9 protein-coding genes and 1 pseudogene are annotated in these 21,790 nt (G+C 43.6%); 5 read left to right on the top strand and 5 right to left on the bottom strand.

From position 1 onward, the window contains the following. Positions 1 to 282 precede the first annotated feature (282 nt). The 4 genes and pseudogenes from EXU57_RS24045 to EXU57_RS24030 form a co-directional block, all read left to right on the top strand. On the top strand, positions 283 to 5,664 hold the full coding sequence (locus tag EXU57_RS24045) for a hypothetical protein (protein WP_133270823.1): 5,382 nt from the start codon (positions 283 to 285) through the stop codon (positions 5,662 to 5,664). Then, entirely contained in the window at positions 5,657 to 9,328 is a 3,672-nt protein-coding gene (locus EXU57_RS24040) for a hypothetical protein (RefSeq protein WP_133270822.1), read from the top strand. Before EXU57_RS24045 ends, EXU57_RS24040 begins: the two co-directional genes overlap by 8 nt. Positions 9,329 to 9,333: 5 nt before the next feature. Then, on the top strand, positions 9,334 to 12,117 hold the full coding sequence (locus EXU57_RS24035; protein WP_133270821.1) for an OmpA family protein: 2,784 nt from the start codon (positions 9,334 to 9,336) through the stop codon (positions 12,115 to 12,117). 281 nt (positions 12,118 to 12,398) lie between these two features. Then, positions 12,399 to 12,731: pseudogene (locus EXU57_RS24030) on the top strand (transposase); the annotation flags it as partial. A gap of 610 nt (positions 12,732 to 13,341) precedes the next feature. Here the strand turns inward: EXU57_RS24030 and EXU57_RS24025 are convergent. From EXU57_RS24025 to EXU57_RS24005, 5 genes are read right to left on the bottom strand one after another with little or no spacing between them, the layout of a single operon-like run. After that, positions 13,342 to 13,878 (bottom strand): uracil-DNA glycosylase family protein, encoded by a 537-nt coding sequence (locus EXU57_RS24025; protein WP_165958282.1) that lies wholly within the window; start codon positions 13,876 to 13,878, stop codon positions 13,342 to 13,344. A 10-nt stretch (positions 13,879 to 13,888) separates the two neighbouring features. Next, positions 13,889 to 15,274 (bottom strand): B12-binding domain-containing radical SAM protein, encoded by a 1,386-nt coding sequence (locus EXU57_RS24020; RefSeq protein WP_133270818.1) that lies wholly within the window; start codon positions 15,272 to 15,274, stop codon positions 13,889 to 13,891. Between the two features lie 2 nt (positions 15,275 to 15,276). Next, positions 15,277 to 16,080, bottom strand: a complete 804-nt coding sequence (locus EXU57_RS24015) for a hypothetical protein (protein ID WP_133270817.1) — start codon at positions 16,078 to 16,080, stop codon at positions 15,277 to 15,279. A gap of 2 nt (positions 16,081 to 16,082) precedes the next feature. Continuing rightward, positions 16,083 to 16,595 (bottom strand): hypothetical protein, encoded by a 513-nt coding sequence (locus tag EXU57_RS24010; protein ID WP_133270816.1) that lies wholly within the window; start codon positions 16,593 to 16,595, stop codon positions 16,083 to 16,085. Next, positions 16,579 to 17,652, bottom strand: coding sequence for a helix-turn-helix domain-containing protein (locus EXU57_RS24005; protein ID WP_133270815.1), 1,074 nt, complete (start codon positions 17,650 to 17,652; stop codon positions 16,579 to 16,581). The genes EXU57_RS24010 and EXU57_RS24005 overlap by 17 nt, the downstream gene beginning before the upstream one ends. 314 nt (positions 17,653 to 17,966) lie before the next feature. On the opposite strand from EXU57_RS24005, the gene EXU57_RS24000 reads away from it, so the two are divergent. Next, positions 17,967 to 21,056, top strand: a complete 3,090-nt coding sequence (locus EXU57_RS24000; RefSeq protein ID WP_133270814.1) for a YecA family protein — start codon at positions 17,967 to 17,969, stop codon at positions 21,054 to 21,056. Positions 21,057 to 21,790 lie beyond the last annotated feature (734 nt).

Below are 21,790 nucleotides of genomic sequence, written 5' to 3'. Positions count from 1 at the left end.
TCAGAGAAGTCGTGAAAAGATTTACCGGTACAATTTTGTAACAAATAACTAGAGTCCTTATCGGAAGGCAACAATGAGGTAATACAATTATGAATTGCCTGCCAGTTTATTTTCTTGAAAATAATGTGGTCCGTTACCTCGCAAAGGACAGTGCTCCTAATGAATCTTAACTCTAGCTGGTTGCAATCGGTAGTAAGATTGCTTTTGTAGTTGATAACATATTTGGATGTCCAGCTTGGTGGATAGATAATCCCGATCTCTCATGTAATCATTCATTGATGTATGCCTGCTATTTACGTACCACTGGGCGATGTAATTGCCGGAGCGTGGCCAGCTTTTTTAGGTAGTGCTCCTGATCTCGGGGAAACGCTTGACAAGATCGGTATTGCTGGTATCAGGGTTTTGCGAGATGATCGAGGACTCCCGGTAGGTGTAGAACTCGACGTCGCAGTACTGGATGAGCTTCGCCTTGCACTTCCGTTCTTGCCCGGTCTAACACTTCATACCGGAACTAGTCCAAGAGAAGGAGATACGGAGGAGGGTAGTATAACAACTTTCACAGCCGGTTTTCGTTCTCTCCCGCGACCAACTATTTCCCTAGCGCGTTTTCCAATAAGACTGTCTCTTCCACCTTCGCTTATACAGCTTTGGCGGTTAAATGAACGGGGCTGGCGCCGGGCAGAGGGCCCCGATCATCAACCACAAGGTATTGAGATAGGGCTGCAGACCGGTTTTACAATTGATTTAGCCACTCCTGCCGTCTCTCTAAATACACCCCAGCTTAGCGCCTTCCCTAACGGCTCAGGAGCAATGCTAGGTAGCACTGGTATTTTGTTACACGATTTTGCAGATTGGCAGATTGCTTTGGATGAAGCTACAACCCCAGCGGAAAGAGGTGTTCGTATCGGACGAGCTTCAGTAGCTTTTGTTAGGGATGGTAGTCCCGTAAGTAACCTCACAGCAACTCTTTCAGAATGTTCTTTTACTGCTGGAGGATTTGCTGGAGCTATCACATTAGGAGCTGCACAAGGATTAGCCAATGATCGTTTACCTGGTTTTCGCCTCTTTGGTATTGATTGCAGGCTTCGAAGCGTTTCTGCTACATTCCGTCAGTCTGTTCCGGTGGCTTCTCAGCTAACCTTTGTTTTAAAGTTGCCATTCTTCAGTGACTCGAATGTTCAAAATTGGTTACCAGTATCTGCCTCCTTTTCGACAGGTGGGGATCTGGCGATTAGCCTCGGAAGTGATCGACGGGGAGAGCAACTCATCCGAATCCGTAGGGACAACCTATTTGATCTAACTGTTGAAAGTTTGGCGTTCCGTCGAGTAGAAGGCGTTGCAGGTGTGGAAGTAAGCGGCAGTATACGATTGTTGGTTCCTGGAGTAACCTGGCCAACAATAACAATTAGAGGGTTACGAATAGACGCTAATGGACAAGTCGTTTTACCTGGAGGCCATTTGCGTTTGGAAGAACCTTTGCGTGTGGTACTTGGAGGATTCGGTGCAGAAATAAGAGCCATCACCTTTGGAAATGAACAACGAAGTGATGGTCTATGGGCCGGCTTTGGTTTCTCAGGAGGAGTTGCACTTGCCGATGGGCTTGCGGCCGCAACTTTTGAAAATCTTCGCGTTTGTTGGCATACGGCTAACCCCAACCAAACGGAATTACGCTGTGACGCAGTAGCCGTTAATGGAAGGGTTCCTGGGGTATTCCGTCTAAATGGTGCCATTGGTTTTCGCAATGATGAATTTGCAGGTGGACTTGATCTCACATTTGAAGGTTTACGAGGGCTTCGAATTTTTGCAGATTTTGTTGTAGGCTGGCGGTCAGATTTTACCTACTGGTTTTTCCGCGCGGGGCTGGAGTTGCCGGCCGGACTACCACTACTTTCAACGGGACTCGCTCTTTATGGAGGACGGGCACTAGCAGGTCAAAACTGGGCAGTTCAGCGCTCTGCTGATGAACCATGGTTTGATGGCTGGTATCTTCGTTCTCCAAAAGGACTTGGTTTCGATAGCCCAGAAGCTTTACGCCAAAAGTGGGAACCACGAGCAAATACTTGGGTCTTCGGAGCAGGGGTAACAGTTGGAACCGCCACTGATGATGGATACGTGTTAACGGCAGAATTACTACTCGTTGTCACCTTACCTGGACCTGTTATATTCTTGGAAGGTCGAGCTGCGGCGATCCGGCGAAGGGCTGAGTTTCCTCCGGATCCACCATTTCGTGCTGTCGTGATTCTTGATTTACTGAGGGGAGAACTGCTGGTAGGTCTTGATGTTCGGTTTACCTTAGTTCGAGTATTGGAAATTACGGGCAGTGCGGAGGCGTTTTTTAGTTTTCAGGATCCGTCGGCCTGGCACCTATATATTGGACGAAATGAACCCGAGTCCAAAAGGGTCACTGCCCGCATTTTAGCACTTTTTCAAGCCGGGCTTTATCTAATGTTAGATCCCCGTGCTTTACGGCAAGGGGCAACGGTGCAACTTGGCAATACATGGCGTTTTGGTCCTGTCGAACTGACCATGCGTGTACGATTGGAAGAGCGTGTTGAAATCTTTTGGCAACCAATACAATTAGCTGGCTTCTTAGGGCTTGACGGCGAACTCCGCTTAACAATTTTCGGCGTTGGAATTGGCTTGTCTGTAGTAGCGCAACTTAGTGGTCAGGCACCAAATCCTTTAGAAGTCTCCGGTCTTTTACGCATCCGAATAACCTTGTTCTGGCCTATCCCTGAGATCGCTACTCAAGTAGAATTTCGCTGGCGACAAGAGGCAACGTTAGCTCCTTGGGTTGATCCGATGGCAGGGTTTGACTTAGTCGACGAAATAACAGGAAGGTCTTTTCAAGCTCTGGAAAGAAATGGTGCAGACGGCCTACCAGTTGAACTGGATCGTGAAATACCGATCCCGCTTGATGCAAGGCCAGTAATTCGCTTTAGCAGGCCTATAGATGCCGCAGGTTCTGTGGTGAGCATACCGATGCCATCAGCTCTGGCAGAACCTGGTTCATTGGGTCAAATGGGAGAAGAATTACCCGGTATCCCTGGACGATTTATTTCTCGTTTAATAACAGCTCAAATATCTCGATGGGTGGAGAACCATTGGGAAATTATTGCTCAAACCACGGATCCGGATGCACCATTCACGGAAGAGGAAAATAGCCAACGTGCGGTTTGGGGAAGCTGGCGGCCAATGCTTGATCGTGAAGGCAGAGATGCCGCTATGCAGTTTGAACTATTCAACCGCTATGGCTTTCATTTTAGAGACGATCCACAAGATCCGTATAGGCGTTCTATGTTAGGACAAAGAGCACAGAACATTTGTGTTGGACCAAAGACAGCACCACGGATTTGTGCGGACTTTAGCGATCAACCTGAAGGCAAACGCTTTAGCAGGTCGTTTGTACACCGCCCGGGGGTTTTTACAGCTATTCATCCGAGTGTGGTGAAGATAATTGAAGGTAGTGAACCGCGTAAGGCTTTAAGTTTGCGTCCGGCGACGAGGCTTGTTCTTGATCTTGACAACCCAGCTTGCGAAATTGAAATTGCGACCACGGGAGTAGCACCAATGGAAATTACTGGCTTTAGCGGAACTGATTTGATTGGTCGCTATGAGGTGACCAATGAGTCTACCATACAATTCAAATCAAGTATAAGTAAACCGATCACCAGAGTTCAGTTTGATACAAAAGGATTATCGTCAACTGCTGTTGCTCCTGAATTTAGAGAGGACCTGGTGAATGTACCAACTGTCCTAAACCCTCTAAAGTTTGGTACTGATTGTCTTCGTTATCTTGAAGACCTATTATTAGCTTTAGAAAGACTTCTGCTCAAAGATCAAGGTGCTCTCGAATTAGTCGAAGAGCCGGTTTTCATAAATGACCGGATAGCCCTACGGCTGAGTAAAAATGAACCTGATAAGATTTCAGTTATCATCATTCCACAGTCGTTACTGCCTTATGCAATTGATTTTGCAAAGTGTGTTAATGATAAAGGGGAAAGTAGGAGGCTTGTGGAATTACTAAGCGTCCCAAAATTGAGTACAGATTCTTTGTTTAGCGCTGTTGCTGATGCCGCAAACGACTATTTCGTTCAAAGCAAAAATCATACGGGACCATGTAGAGTTAGCTATCAACTTGCTAGTAATGCATTTACCGGCGTTATTGCTGTTCTGAATTTAAACGCTGCAAAGGGCTCTAGAGTCCTTTCTTTAGAACGAGCGGTTTTAGATGCACGAACAGCAAGGCTTTTGCTTCTTCGTTGTGCGCAAATCGATGGTAAAAACAGGTCGGGATCTGTTCGCATTGGAGAAGACGAGGCTTTTCATAATCTTCCAACTGCAGCGGCTATAAGAAAGTTCTGCTGGGTATCAGCGCGCGATGAGCGTACGATTGAACGTGCAGCCCGGGATGCAAGGCGCTTTCAAAACCTGCATCGTGAGTTTTCAGGTTCAGAACGCATCATGGAACCAAATACACGCTACAAAATTCTGGTACGTTGTCGGCAAGAGAATACTAGTATCCCTCCAGGGTTTAGTGAATGGTCACATACGTACTATTTTAGGACTTCAGGGCCTCCCGGGGCTTATCAGCTAAATGACAAACTTGACTCTCTTGATCTTTATGTACGAGCTACTGCTCCCTCTGGGGACGAAAAAGAAGTTTTCCGTTCTTACGGATTTGCTGTGGAATTTAATAGAAATTATCTACCCGGTATGTATGCTTGGCCGACCACAGCGTTACGGCTCGAATTACGCGAAGAAGACGATCGGCCGGCCGTAATCCCGGACGAGCTTGGGGAGGAGAACCACCCTCTTATTTTACGCCTGCAATGGGAGGAAGCAAGGAATGCCACTTTAAGGGCGCATGAACGCTTTGGACAACAAGCGTTTGCTGCCGCCCCTTGTGTAATAGATATCCAAATACCTAATGACCCTAGACTAATAGCTGAAATGCCGGCGAATTCTGCTTTATATCCACAACGACGCTATCATGCGGTTCTGTTGGGAGGTAATCGAGATGCAGTGAGAGAGTTGTACAGATTTACATTTACAACTGGCAGGTATTGCCATTTAGCTGAATTAATAACCCGTGGTCGATTGCGTGGACCTATTATAACGTGTTCTGAGAATATTATGCCAATAATCAATAACATGCGCTCTTTCGTTCCTTTTGATCCCACGATCGAAACAGGACTTTTTGATGCAGCTCTTAACAACCTCGGACTAGCTCCGCGAACGGGCATGCCGGGCGAACTCCAAACCGTGATCGTTAGGGGAAGAGATCGGGTAATAGTCCTACTAATTGAGTTGCCACAATCTATGGACTTCAATTGTTTGACCATAGGACTTCTACCTAATGTAGATACAAGCGTTGCACCGGCTAGAAATCTTACAGGTCGCGAATTAGGCGATCACTTACATACAAGAACAGATCTTCATATTCCAAGTGTTATCCGATCGGCGGATAAGAGTCGGCTGCTACTCAGTGTCCCGGAAACAATAAATCCCTCGCGGCCTGTAGCATTGCTTTTTCGATATACAAGAGTGCCCCAAAATTCAGTTGATCCTCAACCATCAGCTTCTATGGTTTTTGGAGCAGAGCCTGCAGAAAATGTAGGGATCATTATTTATCACCAAGAAATCAACAACGAAGATGCGTAACCGTTTTGTACTTTCTGCCGTGGGACTTGGCATAAATGCACCGGCTTATGGATGGCCAGCAGGCGCCGGACTTCGTTGGAATCTTCCTGCCGGGACATTTCTGCGTGGAGAGGGTGTTTCTTCATCGGAACCTAAAGGTTGGCCAAATTCCTATAAAATCTTTCGTTTACCAATAAACTCAGCTGCAAAGATGAGCTGTGTTTATCTAAACCAATTACAGTCCAGTTCCGTCTTGCCACTTCGTTTAGCTGCTGGAATGTGGATTGACTTCATTTCAAGAACAGGAGTCGCAACGGTCGGTGAACAGGTTACCCTTGCTGGCTTTTGCACTATACACAATGATCAACCTGTTCTTGCTATGCGTTTTAGACTTGCCCCCAAAACTAGAAGGCCTGCCAAGTTTAGCTGTGTTGCTTACAGTCCTGATGGATTAGTAATTACAACATCAAATGTAGGCTTTGAAGTATCAACTGAACTTTTTATTGATGGGCCGGAAATAGCTCGATTAGAAATTCAACTCATCAATAGTAGTATAGATGAAATATGCGTATATGAATTGATCAACGATGGTCAGGTTTTATTTTCCTCCCCATTTATCGCGAATTTGCGGCCGTTAACTGATCCAGCTGAAATTAGCAGAAGGCTGCCGCCCGGGCACAATGGTGAAGGAGCTGAACTCTCCAGATGGATCACCCAAACTATGTCAGATCCAAATGCACTATTTGTCAGGGAAGGTCAAGGGCCTTCGGAAAGTGGTAGTCCCCTAAACTTGCGTATACCAATATTAGATCTGTTATCAGTTGCTGCTCTGGAGCCATGGATGGCGCAAATATTGGGTCTTCTGTATTGGGATAGGACAATACCTGCCACCGGAAAACATATCTATGGCATAACAGCCAAATGGCGAGAAGAGGAGTATAATTGGGTTCTTGCACCAATGTCCCTTCGCCCTCCAAGTCCTTTTCTACTTCCGGCAGGCTCAACGCCCTATACCGAAGTACTCGCTCCGGCCCCTGTCATCACTGAGGACCGTCTGACAGCAAGACCATCATCAACAGTGGTAATTCGTTGGCCGCTTTTACCTTCTTCGACATCAAACCCGACTCATTTGGCTGATCATGCAGTCCGCTATTTTGTTGAACGTTCTAGCGCCCCATCTAATTTGGATAGTGTCGCACGTACCGCATATTTTGCCGACCTCTCCCACTTCGCACAAATTGGGCCAGCAGTTCCGGCGACATCTCCTGATGAAGGAAGATGTATAGACATGGCCGTACCTAATGGATTTCATGTCTGGAGAGTCATTGGTCTTGATCTTTTTAACCGCCCATCGCTACCAGTCCAAACTCCTGAATCAGAGGTCTGGGATTTGCTTGCCCCACCGCCTCCATCAGCGGTTCGCGGCGCTTTTTTGAGCCGGGCCGCATTACCGCAAGTTGGTAGTTCTTCGCAAGACCCATTTATGACAACTGCTCATGCAGCGTGGTTGCGTGAGCACTCAGATATTAATTTCGGCATTTATATAGGTTTTGATTGGCCCATTGTCAATGCATCTGCTATTCCCGACATAACCCATTTTAAAGTATATGCTAGGGCATCAACCTCAGTAGTTCAAGTGAAATCTCGCATTATTTCCGTGACTACTGATTTAGCAAACGGAACTGCTCAAGTTCAACTTGCTCCCTTGAATGATACTCTTAGGGATTCGCTTGTTGGAGGCTCACTGTCTGATGGGAAAGCGGTGTTTGAAATTGTCAGAAGTATTGCAAGTAGTTCATCATTTGCAGTAATTGTAAAAATGCGGCAGCAACCTCGACACTTTGTTACTGTACCGGATGCACTGTTAGGTAGACGCTTAGAAGGATCATCGGATGCAATAAGTTACGTTGCACCTGAAGTTCGCAGAGAAGCTACCCTTACAGCCGATCTCCGGGATGCTAATAGTTGGGGGTCGCCGGTTGCCATTGTTCGTTTTCATCAACCGCTTAGAACAGCAATTGCCGCAATAATCGAGGAGTATAAAAATCCTGAGCCAATTATTCACCTTAGGCTTGTTGATGCTATTTCCCATCCGGATCCTTTGAACGGAGTGTACTTGGAAGGAGGATCGCTTTACATAGAAAATGATAGTTATTCAGTTTTTACCGTAGTTACTGAAGGACCTAATCGTCATTTACCTGATGGCGGTATTCAGGTGATGGTACGTTGGCCGTTAGACAGACCCTTACCTCGCATTAATGAAAAGGCGGTTTATTATCCAGGGTATGGCGTGTATCATGCATATCCTTCGTTTAGAAGCGGTGAAGAACCTGTAGCATATGGTTTGGTAACCGCTACGGCAGTTCGCCCTGGACGCGGATTAGCTTCGGGCTTCAGTGAACTGGAAAGTGCAACTGCGCCGTTAGCAAATATTGTTGACGTTAAACGCAACCAACCTGTTGCTCCACAAATTACCGGGCCTTCACTAACAGGTTGGCCAGATGCCGAAGGAATGAGTAGTTATCCCCTACGGTGGAGTCCAACCGCAAATGTTCGTTATGTGGTTTTCCGCGCTCTTGCTGAAGAAGTGTATGAAAAGGATCGTGCATTACGCCGACGTCTAGGTGATCAGTATGGGCAAGATGAGTTAGGAGCAACACGAGATCTCCTCAACCTAACTCTTCCGAGAGAATATCCTGACCCTGAACATCCTGATACACCTGCTTATAGTCGTATTACCAATGCAGCACTACTACAACGTATTGCCTCTCTCCCGGGCAATGCCCCGGCCTTTGTTGCTCTGTCGGATACTGCAGTTGGCATTGAAGATATAGGAATGAGACGAACATCAGAGACACATGAAACAGTAATCACAAGCCTCGGTCCCGGTTTTTGGTACAATGAGAGTAGACGTGAAATCATTTATGTTGATCGTATTCCCGGGGTAGGGCGTGCTCGTTATTTCTATAGATTACAGGCTATTGATGGCGCTCAAAACCGAAGTACACTTGGCATCGCGAGTGTACCTGTAGCCACCAGAGTCGAAAGGTTACCTTTGCAACCTGCACTAACAGAAGTACGTTTAGGTAATCGATCTGTTACATTGCTATGGACACATCCAGTTGATAATAGTGTAAGCCGATATGCTGTTTTTTTTGCTCGTAATCAATCTGAACTAAATTGCTTAGAGCTCCTTAGGCCTGAGTTTGTTCGCCGACCACATATTACTCTCGGTTCTGATGCCGATGAAGATCTCCAAAATCCAACCTCTGAAAATGCAGCTTGGGGTTGGAGAGGTATAGAATTACCGGCTGGAGCTGCTGCTATTGGTGTTGTCGCAGAACGTGAATTGGAAAATGGTATTGTCCTTCACTCCCAAATAGCTGTTCGGCAAGTTGAGGTTCTCGAGCAAAATCCACCTAACTCTCCCACTATTCAATCGGTAGAACGACGCGGCAATACAGTAAATGTAAATTGGATAACAGCCGAACCCTGGCATGACTCCTTGGTTGAATGGAGAATAGAAGGTGAGGAGCAATGGCGTTCGGTACATGGGTGGCTCTTAGCCTCTACTCCTCCCACCTTGTCTATATCAGTAGGGTCGGATGATGCTATTGAAGTGCGTATAAGATCCCGAAACAAGGTCGCTTTATCAAATCCCGTTCGAGCATATCTACCAAATTAAGACTTATGCCAATTTCGCTTCCTTTTCGGTTTTACGGAACAACACTGACGGTTGCACCTGAAGACCGGTTCAATCTTGAGAGCCTTCAGGCTTATACCCGTTTTCGATTACCTGGAGGTACACAGGTTGTTGCGATGACGGATGGCCTTCTGTCAATTCGACCTGTGACTCCTTCTGGCCTTCCAAGAGCGTTGGTTTTACGGCCCCTCTTGCCTCACCAGCTTACAACGGGTTTGGGGGGTCGACTATCGACTTTGCAATTGTTGGGGATAGAGCAAATCATTTACACCGGTCTTAATTTTGACGCTGTTGCTCGAACAGCTTGTTACACATGGAATGGCAGCAGAAGAGGAAGCGCCAGACGGATAGTCCAACGTGGTGTTAGGGGTGCAAGCCATGTCTCGGAGGCCACCTTTTTGGCAGGACAGGCTACCATCCGGGTTAGCCGAAATGATTTTCTTTTTCGGTCAGAACCACCACCAAATGACCAGGCACATTCCTTTGAAGTAGCGTTGGGGTTAACAGCACAAACTGAACCCTATCTGGCAGATGTTATGACATTCATTTCATGGTGGCAGGAGTTCGGTATGCTGGCACATGGCCGAGAAGATCCTGTTATACCGCCTGGGCTTCTTGAACAACACACCCCAACACGTCTTCCTGTTATAGGTCCAAGAGCTGGTGATGCTTCGTACAAGTTTGACTCTCCTGAAACCTTGGTTATGCTACGACGGCCACCAGCCGATGCTACCCTCATTCCGCCGGAACTGGTTCGGATTGGCGTAGGGTATGACGCGCAGCTCCGTCTATCAATTACTCCCCCGAATCCAAGTTTTCGACTGTATGGTGAACCGCGGTCAGACCGGGGCCGTAGGGTGTTGGAGATTTCACCTGACGCGGGAAACGCAGGTCAATTCGTATTTGATCCCCTGCGTTGGGAACGATTGCCAACAGCTTTACAACGGAACTCCTTTGTCGATCTTGAAGTAAGGCACGATCCTTCTGGTAGTTTTTCTGGTATCGGCATTAGGGCTTTTCGGCCACCTCCAAACCCACGCGGTCGCGGTAGGATTGAAGATCATCATTCGGAAGAACACAGAGGCAATGATGTTACAGGTCGGTATGAACAATATGATGCAACACCACCTTGGCAAGCTTGGTCTATGCAAATCAATGCAGCAGGAACTCATCTTGAAGCTTGGGTACAAACACGACCATTTCGTCAATTGCATCTTTCTGGAGATACTACTAGTAGAACATTAAATCCGGTTCAGTTTGTTTTGACGGGTAGGGAGGTATTTCCTTCGAACTCTGCTATTACTGCTAATCTTCAGTTTATACCAACGTCCTCTGGCTTTGATGCGGCTCTTCATATTGGCAGCGAGAATATCAACTTGCGCAGATTTTCGACTGTACCACGTCTGTCTGATGAAGTTTTAGACGGACTTATTCCTTATTCAGCGGAAATTCGAGATTTTATAAGATCTCATGAACTGACTCCGCTAACGCGGGGGCAAGTTGCTTCTTGCAGAAACTTAGTCGATCACTTAATACCACTAGTAAGAGAATACTTTCAGGTTGGTTCGGGTGAGGTGGGCAGTAGAGCTCGGCAAGGTGTAATTGCAATTCAATTAAATAACTTAATAAACGAGTGGTTCTCGGGTAGACTACTTTTGCAACAACATGTGCTTGGGCGATATCTTCTTATAGGATTACTTTCAAGGATTCAGTTAGACTTACCTGCATCAGGAGAGATTATTGTAACAAGAACTATTAGAGCAAATGCTTCAGCATGGCTTCGGGTTCTTTTAGATGAGCGGTCCGGAGATACCATGTCTGCACGTAATCATCTTGGTCTTTCAGCAACACCGACAACTGCAGTCTTCACGTATCGTTGGAAATTCCGTAGTATTGTAGGTCCTGAGGGATCAGCGGGCTGGTTTGGATTAGGATTGAGAGGGGGCCTGATGAGGGTTGAACGTGTTGAGCAAGGAGAGCCTGGTAGGCCAGTAGAGGTTATCTGGCAACAGGATTATGGGGTCGTAGTAGGATCTGTTTCAATTGGAAGATCGATCGGGTTTTCTGTCGGTGAAAGTGATTCTAGTTGGAACGATCTAACATCGTATACTGAGTGGTCTCGTACGGATTTTGTCGGAACTTTTTCTATAGTTGCAGCAAGCGTTTCCCATGATTTTGAAGGAGTAACACCGCCAGGTGCAGGCTCAGCAGTTTTCATCAGTAATAATCGTCGGGACGTAATAAGTGGGGGCGCCGATGGAAGCAGCATAACGTATGGATTTCAGATAGGAGCACAAGTTCAACAACGGTTTGGTAGTATCCTTGGCATAGGTGTCTCTTCACAAGGACCATCAACCACCCTACCTCGCCTCTTTTTACCAACAACGATAAATAGAACAGCTCCTCAACAATCATCCGTCCTAGACTTTGAAACCGGTGAAGCAAGAATAAATCCCGAGGGATGGGCATTTCTAAGATCTTATATTTGCCTTCATCTTAATGCTATGCGCAACCCTGCTACTGAGATCACAATAATAGGTCGTGCCAGCCGATTAGGGAGTGACATTGACAATCAAATATTAAGTGAAAGGCGGGCGGAGAATGTGCGTCGTGCAATTGATGATATCTTAGGCATGGCTCCACGAGCAAGGATCATTGATGTAGAGGCCTTAGGGGAAAGAAGCTCTTCCGGTAATCCAAACTCTAATGAGCCCGCCGATCGTAGCGTAAGCATATTTGTGAATGGGATAGAAGTGTTACGTCTAGACTGAGTTTAGTAGACTAATTAGCTAAGTGCTTGTGTCGATGATCTTCTTAGTATAACAATTATCGGTTTAAAGAACTTACTAAAATCACCTATCCAGCTTACTGCTTTTGAAAATTATTTTCAGTATTCCATCTAAAATTTCATTTTTTAATTTCCTTTTAAAGTTTAAGACGAGTCTGAGTTTTTTTATCAAACCAGGTCTAATTAGTCGACCCTCAAAAAGTCGGGAGTGGTTATCCACATTGAGTTTACTTAAAATACGGTAAAGAATAGTTACCCGGATATTTGCAAAATAGTCGAAAATCTTGCAAATTACTAGATGCTTTCTACCAAAAACACACTGCTCAGTTGGGGTTATTTCATGGTTTGGCAGACCAGCTTAACCAGAAACATCCATTATATCAGCTTGCAAATAAGATCAATTGGTCGTTATTTGAGACTAATTTCAAGAAGCACTACAGTGAGAAAATGGGTAAGCCGGCAAAGCCTATCCGACTGATGGTGTCATTGCTCATATTAAAATATGTTCGGGATTTGAGCGATGAAAACCTTGTCGAACAATGGGCAGAAAATATCTATTTTCAATACTTCAGCGGAGAGCAACATTTTCAGCCAACCTAGGTTCGGGTTATGCTTATACCAGGAGTTCATCACGCCGCCTTTGATCCGCAGCGCAATGTTATTAAGTTAAGATATTTTATTTGTTTGTTACAAGCAAATAAAATGAGGCCGAACTGATGCAGATAGTATACTTCATTCGGATAAACTAAAGGCAGTCAAAAACGAAGAGTCTGTAATTATTCTTATGTTAAGTAGCGGTATTGGTGGAAGCCATTTTGATCCAAGTTAGTAGAATTGAACTCGAAAAGCTTGCTGGTTAAGGCATCCTCAAAGATTATAAGACGAGCCTTTTAAACGTGTTTTATACTTAAAGTTCAGGATTACCTAATACAAGCGTCTTAATGGACACCGAGACTCTCTTGGAGTATATACTGTGGCAAATAAAGTCTGGTTACGCATGTAGTGTTTTGGGTCATACCTTTCCAGGAGCCGTTGATAACTCCATAAGTCTTCATCCATCAGCATTAACCCTCAACCATTTGAACCAAGGGACCAACGACAGAAAGTTGCTTCTACTCCTAACAGATTGTGGAAGTTAGTCAAAGGCCATTTAGTATACAAACCTTTTTACACTCATCACTAGGATATCACTTGCCATTTGTTTTTATTACTGACCTTTCTTCGGGCAGATACTTTTCGATATTAAATCTTGTATACCGTTAATATATTGTTGAATATATCTTCGTTTATAAATAAGCATATAAGAAGGATGGTGTACAGGTACAAAATACGTCCCGTCAATCAAGAACATATGGTATTGAAAATGCTCAGCTAAAGTTACTTTGGGTAAGTCAAATCGTTTCAAAACAAAGTCGGCAACTTGCTTTCCTAATAACAACACGACCTTAGGGTGAAGATGTTTTAATTCCCATTCAAAATTTGGAAAGCATTTTTCCATTTCATGCGTTAATGGATACCGAACTTTATCATCCTCGATGGGAGCGCATTTAACTAGATTAGTCTTGTAAAAGGAAAATATTGGTCGTAGCGGCGCTTCAATAGAATGGATAAGCGCCCCACTTGACTTTAATGGAGATAGTGGTAGTTTCTCTTGGCCTTCTTTAAACATAACGGCAGAAAGGCCAACCCAAAAAATTTGCGCTTCTTTAGCACGCTCTAAAGCCGGACCTTGGTATATATCCAAGCCGCAGGTTTTACAAGTTTTTTTGCAAAACTTGATTGCTAGTGGTAAACTCTGCAAAGAGGTTGTCGCCATTGAGATTAGTTGTTGCGTAAATATAACGCTGAACTATCTGATAATCCACAGCGGAATAATTTCCACTGTGGAAATTGAACTGTTGACGGCCTACAAGCCTTGAGAGAGCTTCATTAGGCGCAACTTGCGTCACGCACATCTTTTTTCCTAGCGCCTCCAATTCATGATAAATTTGTGTACTATGATAAGGGCGATACTGGAAAACACTTGTTCGAAAGTTCACTTTGAACTCTTGTGCAAGTTCCTTCAGCTGCAAGGCCAACTGATAGGTTTTCTCCATGTCTTCTTCTGTTTCTCCAGGAAAGCCATAAATGAAATATCCTTTCATATTTATGCCTGCCCTGAATACCTTTGTTAAATTGGCTATGATAGTCACCAAATCTTTAGTCTTGTTAATGTCGGCTAAAATTTTAGGTGACCCCGACTCTACACCGATAAACAACTCTTGACAACCGCTTTGTTTTAAACGCAGCATAAGCACCTCATCCACATCCCGGAAAGTTTGAACATGCGCCATTGAACGCCATTGGAATCGAAAAGGAGAAAAAACATTAACAGCTTTGTCAATAGACTCCTTTGACTTTAAAAATAAATCATCTAATATCCTTATCGACGAGACCTCGGTGTAATTAGTCGCAATGTTTTGCAACTCAGTCATGATTGATTCCTTTGTTCGTTCTCTTACGGGATAATCCTTATTAAGCGACCTTGCTGCAGCACAGAAAGTGCAATTGTAAACGCAGCCTCGGCTGGCCACAATGTTTCCTTCAATAAATCCTAATGGGTGCCGCACCGGCTCGTTCAAAAAGAAGCTTCGATCCAGAGTTACACTCGATATATCATGAACCAGGTAACGCGAGCTTTGATCAATCCGGAATACACGTCGATTTCCTTCTATTTTGAACGGGGGGTCCTTAACAGAGTCAGAGACTATGTCCAACATAATCAACTCACCATCGCCAGTAACGACATCGATAGGATTTGCCGTTCGCCAGCTTAATATCGCTTCATACAATTGCTTGGTTGAAAGTCCCCCAACTACAATGTGAGTTGAAAAATGCAACCCCTCAACCAATTCTTTTACCAGCTCGTAGTTTGTAGTAAAGATATTAACACCAACAAAATCAGGTTTTTGTTCATGTAATTGATCGATCAGGTCCACCAATGGGATGCGCTGATGTACGGCATCAATTAGACTTACATCAATGCCGTTGCGACGTAAGTGGGTACCAATATAACCCAAACCGATTGGCGGCAGCGAGTCTTCGTCGTAAAGAAGGTTCCGAGTCCGGAATAAAGGGCTATTCACCAAAACAACTTTCATAATTATTGATCTTTAGGTCGATAAAGGTGCCTGTATTCAGCTAATTCAGTAGGAGTTGGCTCCTTGGCTATTTCCCAAATTAGACCCCATAAATGACTGTATAAAGCCCCATCAGTTTCAGCGGTGTTTAGCTCAAGTGCTTCATATCTTCCAGGGGTAACCTTATTATAGATTAGGAGTCTCGCAACGTTATTTAGAGTTTTTATACGTCCTCTTACTTTAAGATCAGCAGAGGAGGGCCTATAGTATCTGAGTTGTACGGTTTCGAAGTCGGTGATGATCTTGCCATATCGCATTCTATCTTCGTTTGTCACAGGTTCTGTGCACAATATCTGAATTTGCCTAAAATCTTCTCCCTTAAGGCAGATGTATTGTGGATGACAATCAATTTCCGACAATGATTTTCCAAAAAAATCCAAGTTTCCCGCCAGAAGTTTGATGTTTCCCTTATCTGCATTCTTGGAAAATGCGTTGACCACTGGATTAAGCTCTTCAATCGTATACTGATGCTTTCCAGCTAGGAATTTTCGTGTCACCCATAGAAGTAAAACGCTTGAAATAATAGCAATAGTTAAGACTGCGATAGCATACCAATTTGGCTTCGCTATCTCACTCCGAAATACAAATCCTGTTATAATTGAAGCAATGATTATAACAGTAGCCAAGATGTAGAAACTAATGTGCAGCCAGTTTTTCTTTTTTGTATTTGCAAGCTTGGCCCGCAGAGCAGTTAAAAAAGCCCCTGCAGTCAGAGAACCACCAGCTAACAAAATTTTCAGAAGATTATCTAGTGATGTGTCATTCATTTTTAGTGTTTGTACTTAGCGATAAGGTTTTCCACTTCGACTCTTGGAGCACGCAAATTTACCGTTGTGTATAACTGAAGTTTTTCAATTAGAACATCTTTACTGATTATTTCTTGGCGAAACATCTCCTCTAATATCCACAGCAGCCCTCGTACAGTTATCCCCCGCCGAGTAGACTCATTCCGTAAACTTTTATCTGAGCTTAAAATAGTGGCTCCCCGCCGAGTTGCGGCTTCCAAAACCGCTGCGTCCGTTAGACTTAGCCCTGGGTTGGTCTCCAAAATACTTAGGTATGTATCAAGCGCATCAATATTATCGATTTGTAGACTACCCTTTTCGATAAACAACTGTATTTGCTGTAGCTGATTTTTGTCTGTTACTTCGGCAAGTACTTCTTCACGAGTGACTACAGTTAGTTTAAGTTCGTAAAAATTGGCCAATAGGTTAAGGTCAAACAAGTCAAACAAAATACAAGCGTCCTTAATGACTACTTCAACCTTAGTGGATGCTAACATACTCCTTTCTTAAGATATTAATATCGGTGTTACACAGAGATGCAGCTTTGCTCAAGCTAAGGATGCCTTCAGAAAGGCCTCGTGCAATTAGCAGATCGAAACCCTTTGAAGCTTCTTCGCCTTTGTATTCACCGGGTTCTCCCTTTTGTCCGTACTGTTTGCTCATGTACACTAACCAGCGCTGGTAATAATTGTCAGTAATAATGACTAACTCCCGAAGCCTATGTACAATGGCACGGATGGATATACCGTAGTATTCCTTGATTTTGATTAGTTCGTTGATATAGATATAGGTGCGCTTTTCTCCCCCAATCATTTTCCTAAGCATATGGCTTGGCATCAAAAAACAAGAAGAAAAAAAATGGCACCATTCCTCTTGGAGCTTGTGGCTACCTTCAACGACTGCAAGGTTTAGCAGCAAATGTGCCAGTTCATGCACAATCGTAAATCGGATGCGTTCAATCGATTTGTTCTTTCGATTAACTACCAATATTGGAATACCTGTAGAGGTAAATACAGCCAATCCATCCAAGGCGTCTACATCATCTACCACAATAACCTTTATCCCTTTAAGTTCTAGCATCTCCACCATGTTTGCAATCGGTTTATCTCCTAAGTTCCAGTCGATACGAAGTTTGTCCGCCGCCTTTTCGACGTCACTTTTTTGTTCGATGACAAAATCTCTTAACGGATTGATAAAACCGCTTTGAACATTTAGGATTTCTTCAAGTTCGATATACCTCTCTACATAGTCACGAACCTTTTCAACAATAGAGTCTTCGTCCTTTTTTGAGAGTGCTGCTCGTTTGCGAAATAGAATTTGCCCAAGAGCCAAACTTTTCTTTTTTAAAAAATAGTCCGGCTTAAGCTGCAAAGCCTTCGAAATAGCTAATAGCACTTGAGAACTGGGGTTCATCTCCCCCTGCTCATACTTGCTGAGAGCCTGCTTCGTAACCTTATTTGACAAAGCATCAGAAAGGTCTTGCAAAGACATTGCAGCTAGTTTTCGTGCAAGCTTAAGCCTAGTGCCGAAGATATTAATGTCCGATTGTCCCATGATCGTTGTAGTCTTGTTGACAAAGTTATACTAATTACCCATTTCGTCAACCGAATTTTGAAAATTTACATTGTTGTACTAGGAGGATCATCCTCGAAAGCAATTACAAGCTCAAGTCCAGCAACAGAGCCTAATCAAGTTTATGATGCAGTTCCAGTTGTATACTTACTATCCAATGCTCATGAAGAGTGTTTTCTGCAGAATGAGTGACTTTTCTTTGTTCAACCCACTTCCTCAATTCATACCTAGAAGAAAGAAGAGACAACATTGTTGTAAAATAGGAAGAAGCAACCTATCCTATACGCTAATGCTTGATGGAAGAATTGAGCCGGTATTTGCTTTTTTACAAAGTAAACTTAGCAACTGCGCACCAGTTCAATCTTCTGTCAATATTTTTGGGAAACACAAGCTATAAAATTGAAAATGTGGATAAAACCGGAAGGAATGCCCCCTGCCCGTGTGGTAGCGGAAAAAAGTACAAACGTTGTCACGGTCACGGTGGAACATCATCTCTTCCGAGAGCAAGTCAACTGAACTATAGAGATCTGATTAGCCGATTTAATCCTTTACCAGCGATTAAATTGTTGGGAGCACTTCAACTCGTTATAGATAATCATGGGAAGAATGTATTGTTTGAAGAGATGGCACGAATAGGTCTACTTGAGCAAAGGAAAAATGATGGAAACCGGGAGAACGCTTATTGGGAAGACTTAAAACCGGCCATAGAAACTTATACAGATCGTATTTACCGTAGGGATGAACCCACTAATGCGTTTACAGAGAATGTTGTTTTTGCAGAGGGCAACTATCTCGTTTATCCAGGAACTCATGTTTCGGGATCGCTTATATTAAACGAGGTATTGGACTGCATTTTTCTGGTACGAAACGAATACCCTGAACTTTTCAAAAACCAAGTCAATGACGCTGTAGGCCTTCTATTGCATCTCAGCGAAAGTTCTGCGCATTTAAGTCATCAGCGTAATTTGTTTGAAAGATCTACCACCTCAACTATAGTCTTACCTGACTTTGATACAGCAATGAGCTACTATGCAGCAATTACCTTTCCTAAAAAGTACGTGGAAGAGGTCTGCAAACGGCGAAATTATGATGCAGTTATCATCAATGAATTTTTAATTGACATTAATGATCCGTTGCTTGACAACGATGATCCCGATCAAAATAGAACGGTAAAAAGGCCGATCCTTTGGGACGGTAAAGATTTTGTTTTGTATATGCCTACCGGAGTGGTACCTGCTCTGATTGATTTTATTTATGAGAAAGCCAGACAGTACAACTGTCTGAAATCACTTAGACAACTCTTGCAGCAAAGACAATTTGAAAAGGCTTGCCTGGCGCTAAAACATATGGGCTGGTTCGAAATTGTTCTAAAACTACCTGAAAACTCATTAAATCTCTCAATTAAAGAAGCGATTTTTAGATTCGACAACGATAAATTAGGCTATCTCTGTTTCATTGGTAAGCATTTTGAAGGAACAGCAAACGAACAACTTTCGCCTGATTCGTTTCAGAAAAGAAATGAAGAGATCATCAAAACGCTCAGCAACATATTCCCCGAGCACCCTGCAAGGATACTGAGTGTTTTTGCTCTCGGTGAATTTAGTGACGATTTAATTTTCATGTTGCCTAATTCTCCTGATAATCACCAATCCATCGCCCTCTCCTTTACTGAGCTAGAAACAATAGCCTTTTCAGAAAAGGCTAATATCCTGACCCTATGGAAGTTTGCAAAAACTTTGAAACATACAAGCAAAACTTTTCAGATAGAGTCCCAAGGCGGAACTCTCGATGCATATGTGGCGTATCAGGAAAATCAAGGAAGCTTTTACGATCCCAACAATGAGAACCCCATAGGAGGTTCTTTATTCATTCCTGTTGGATTCTCTAATGACTTTCGAAGAGAAATGCAAAAAGAAAGGGATGAACATGCCACGCCAATCTTTTACAATAGACAACTTGGTTATATTAAGGTCATCCGGTATAAAAAATATGCACCTATTTATAGAGAAAAAGAGCCCATTGCAACAGACGAGGGGGAAGTTTTTCGACTGGCGATTGAAACATACAAGATGCCCATTTGGATAATCAATCGTTACAGTCAGGAAAAGGGCAGTTCCTATTTTGCTAAACTCATTTGCGAGGGGATTGCCTTTTGGCTTCAAAAAATGGAGATAGATCTCAAACCGGCACTTGAAACGTTATCATTTGTACAGTATGAAGTTGAGGCTATTGTTGATGAAAGATTGCAAGATTTGATACAGTATGAAGAGGCTCAAGCTAACGAGCAAGACGTCCGGCTAGGAATTACAATCGAGCCACCCGCAATTCAGATACATATTCCCTACGAGTTTATTTCTTTAGTACGAAGGACTGATAATTACGCTGACAAATTACTGATGCGAACCGTTCTTTCTGGCATTATGAACTATATTAAGGAAGCAAAAGACAGAGTTTTGCTTACCGAACATGACATCGAAGCAATGGTCGAAAAAAATCTCCAGCCAGAAAATGCAAAAATGTTTTTGTTTAATGACGCCTCATGGAGAGTAAAACTGGATACCCGCGGACTTTTGCCATTATACTTTATTAGTGAGACCGATACCTCCTACATCCTAGATCATTTGGCTAGCTATTTACCAAAGGAATACGTAATCCCAAAAGTTATTGAAAGGAAGGATAAAAAAAGGGAACTATGTAACAAAATAGTAGCTGCATTGATTGAACAGATAACAAATAAACTTCAGCCATTTAATGGGGAGGAGTTGCTTGCATGGCTCATTCGTTTAAACGAAAAAGCTATCAACATTAGGGAATTTGACAACATTTTAGTGCCTGCCAGGATTGCGTGTTTCAGTTCTGTGGAAAAAGAAATGGAAGAATTGCATGAAAAAGAACAACAAAGAGTTGCTACTGCACAAGCCTTGAGAACACTGATCGAATTTGTTGCAGCAAATCCTCCTAAGGGAACGCATCCGCCTAGTTTTGATGACATAGGTGAAATGCTTGCCTTGGTTGAAGAACTTATCGCCTGGGGTAGTATTAGTGATAGTATATGGAAGAATTTGGATGACCCCCAGATGGGTCTATTACCTTCTGGTCGCATCGGAGTAGGAAAAAAACTACAAACCGAAGTGCTACAGCCCTTTGCGCTTTCAAAAACAGCAGTGGAGGTACATCAGTATATCAAGGCATGGAACACCAACTATCAAAAGCCCTTAAATGAAAAAACTGACAAGGATCATCTCCTATTAAGTGATGAATTCGATAAAGCTTTTGAAAAGGAATTTGACATCAAACTCAGCCGCCTGACGACCTTCATACAAATACTGGCAGCGGCAACACAAGACACAAATGAGTCGCAAAATTCATCGCTTTCTTGCTTGTAGCACTCACTAAATGATTCGCCGGGTTCTCTTTGGCAAAACCCGGTTCCCCCATGGTACTCTTTCGCGAAGTGAGTCAGAAATTCTGGCTTAGTCATGCTCCTGATGGTGCGGCTGCCATTCACGAGCTCTATGATTAGCGACTCACCATTCTTAAGCAAACCAATAGAGCCGTTGTTTTCGTCCTGCATTTTTCTTGAGTAGAGTACCTCTGTCGTAGCAATCGAACCCTGTAGTTTTACGCCATAGTATTGATCCTTCTCCTTCAGCTTTACCAGGTAAACCGTAACATCTTCAGTGTCTGACTTGAAGGATTGCACCTGGGAAAGGTCGAGTTCCTCTTCCAGTTTCACGAACATTGATTTTTTCTGGACACTAACCTGTGGCAACTTCAGATCGGGAACGGTAGTTCGCATGTTGTAAGGGTGTTGCGACTTTCGTTCAACCTTGACGATTGGATTTTCACGTCTGCATGCTACTGCTGCCACTAAAATTATAAGGGTGGGAAGCCAAAACGATGGCTTAAAAAGATTGGTAATCTCGGTTTTCATTGTAATTAATTTAGTATGATTAAGGTCTGAACTTTGCAATCTCATGGTTGAAGGGAAAATCGTGTTAGTGTAAATTCCGCTGATATTGACCCCCCTATTCCGGTGATGTTGACCCCCTTTGTAAAAGTGGATGATCAGTAAGCAAAGAGCGGTTATGAACTGGAGTTAAGTAATTCTCGAATGTAT

The organism is Segetibacter sp. 3557_3 (genome assembly GCF_004354985.1).
GTDB lineage: Bacteria > Bacteroidota > Bacteroidia > Chitinophagales > Chitinophagaceae > Segetibacter.
The sequence above is the reverse complement of the archived record's forward strand: the minus strand, read 5'-3'. Positions and strand labels throughout refer to the sequence as shown.

What these genes read in the sequence shown, in the direction of transcription:
- EXU57_RS24045 (WP_133270823.1), top strand. Translation starts at nt 283, where the DNA reads ATGCCTGCTATTTACGTACCACTGGGCGATGTAATTGCCGGAGCGTGG.
- EXU57_RS24015 (WP_133270817.1), bottom strand. Translation starts at nt 16,080, where the DNA reads ATGAATGACACATCACTAGATAATCTTCTGAAAATTTTGTTAGCTGGT.
- EXU57_RS24000 (WP_133270814.1), top strand. Translation starts at nt 17,967, where the DNA reads ATGGAAGAATTGAGCCGGTATTTGCTTTTTTACAAAGTAAACTTAGCA.
- EXU57_RS24040 (WP_133270822.1), top strand. Translation starts at nt 5,657, where the DNA reads ATGCGTAACCGTTTTGTACTTTCTGCCGTGGGACTTGGCATAAATGCA.
- EXU57_RS24005 (WP_133270815.1), bottom strand. Translation starts at nt 17,652, where the DNA reads ATGGGACAATCGGACATTAATATCTTCGGCACTAGGCTTAAGCTTGCA.
- EXU57_RS24020 (WP_133270818.1), bottom strand. Translation starts at nt 15,274, where the DNA reads ATGAAAGTTGTTTTGGTGAATAGCCCTTTATTCCGGACTCGGAACCTT.
- EXU57_RS24010 (WP_133270816.1), bottom strand. Translation starts at nt 16,595, where the DNA reads ATGTTAGCATCCACTAAGGTTGAAGTAGTCATTAAGGACGCTTGTATT.
- EXU57_RS24035 (WP_133270821.1), top strand. Translation starts at nt 9,334, where the DNA reads ATGCCAATTTCGCTTCCTTTTCGGTTTTACGGAACAACACTGACGGTT.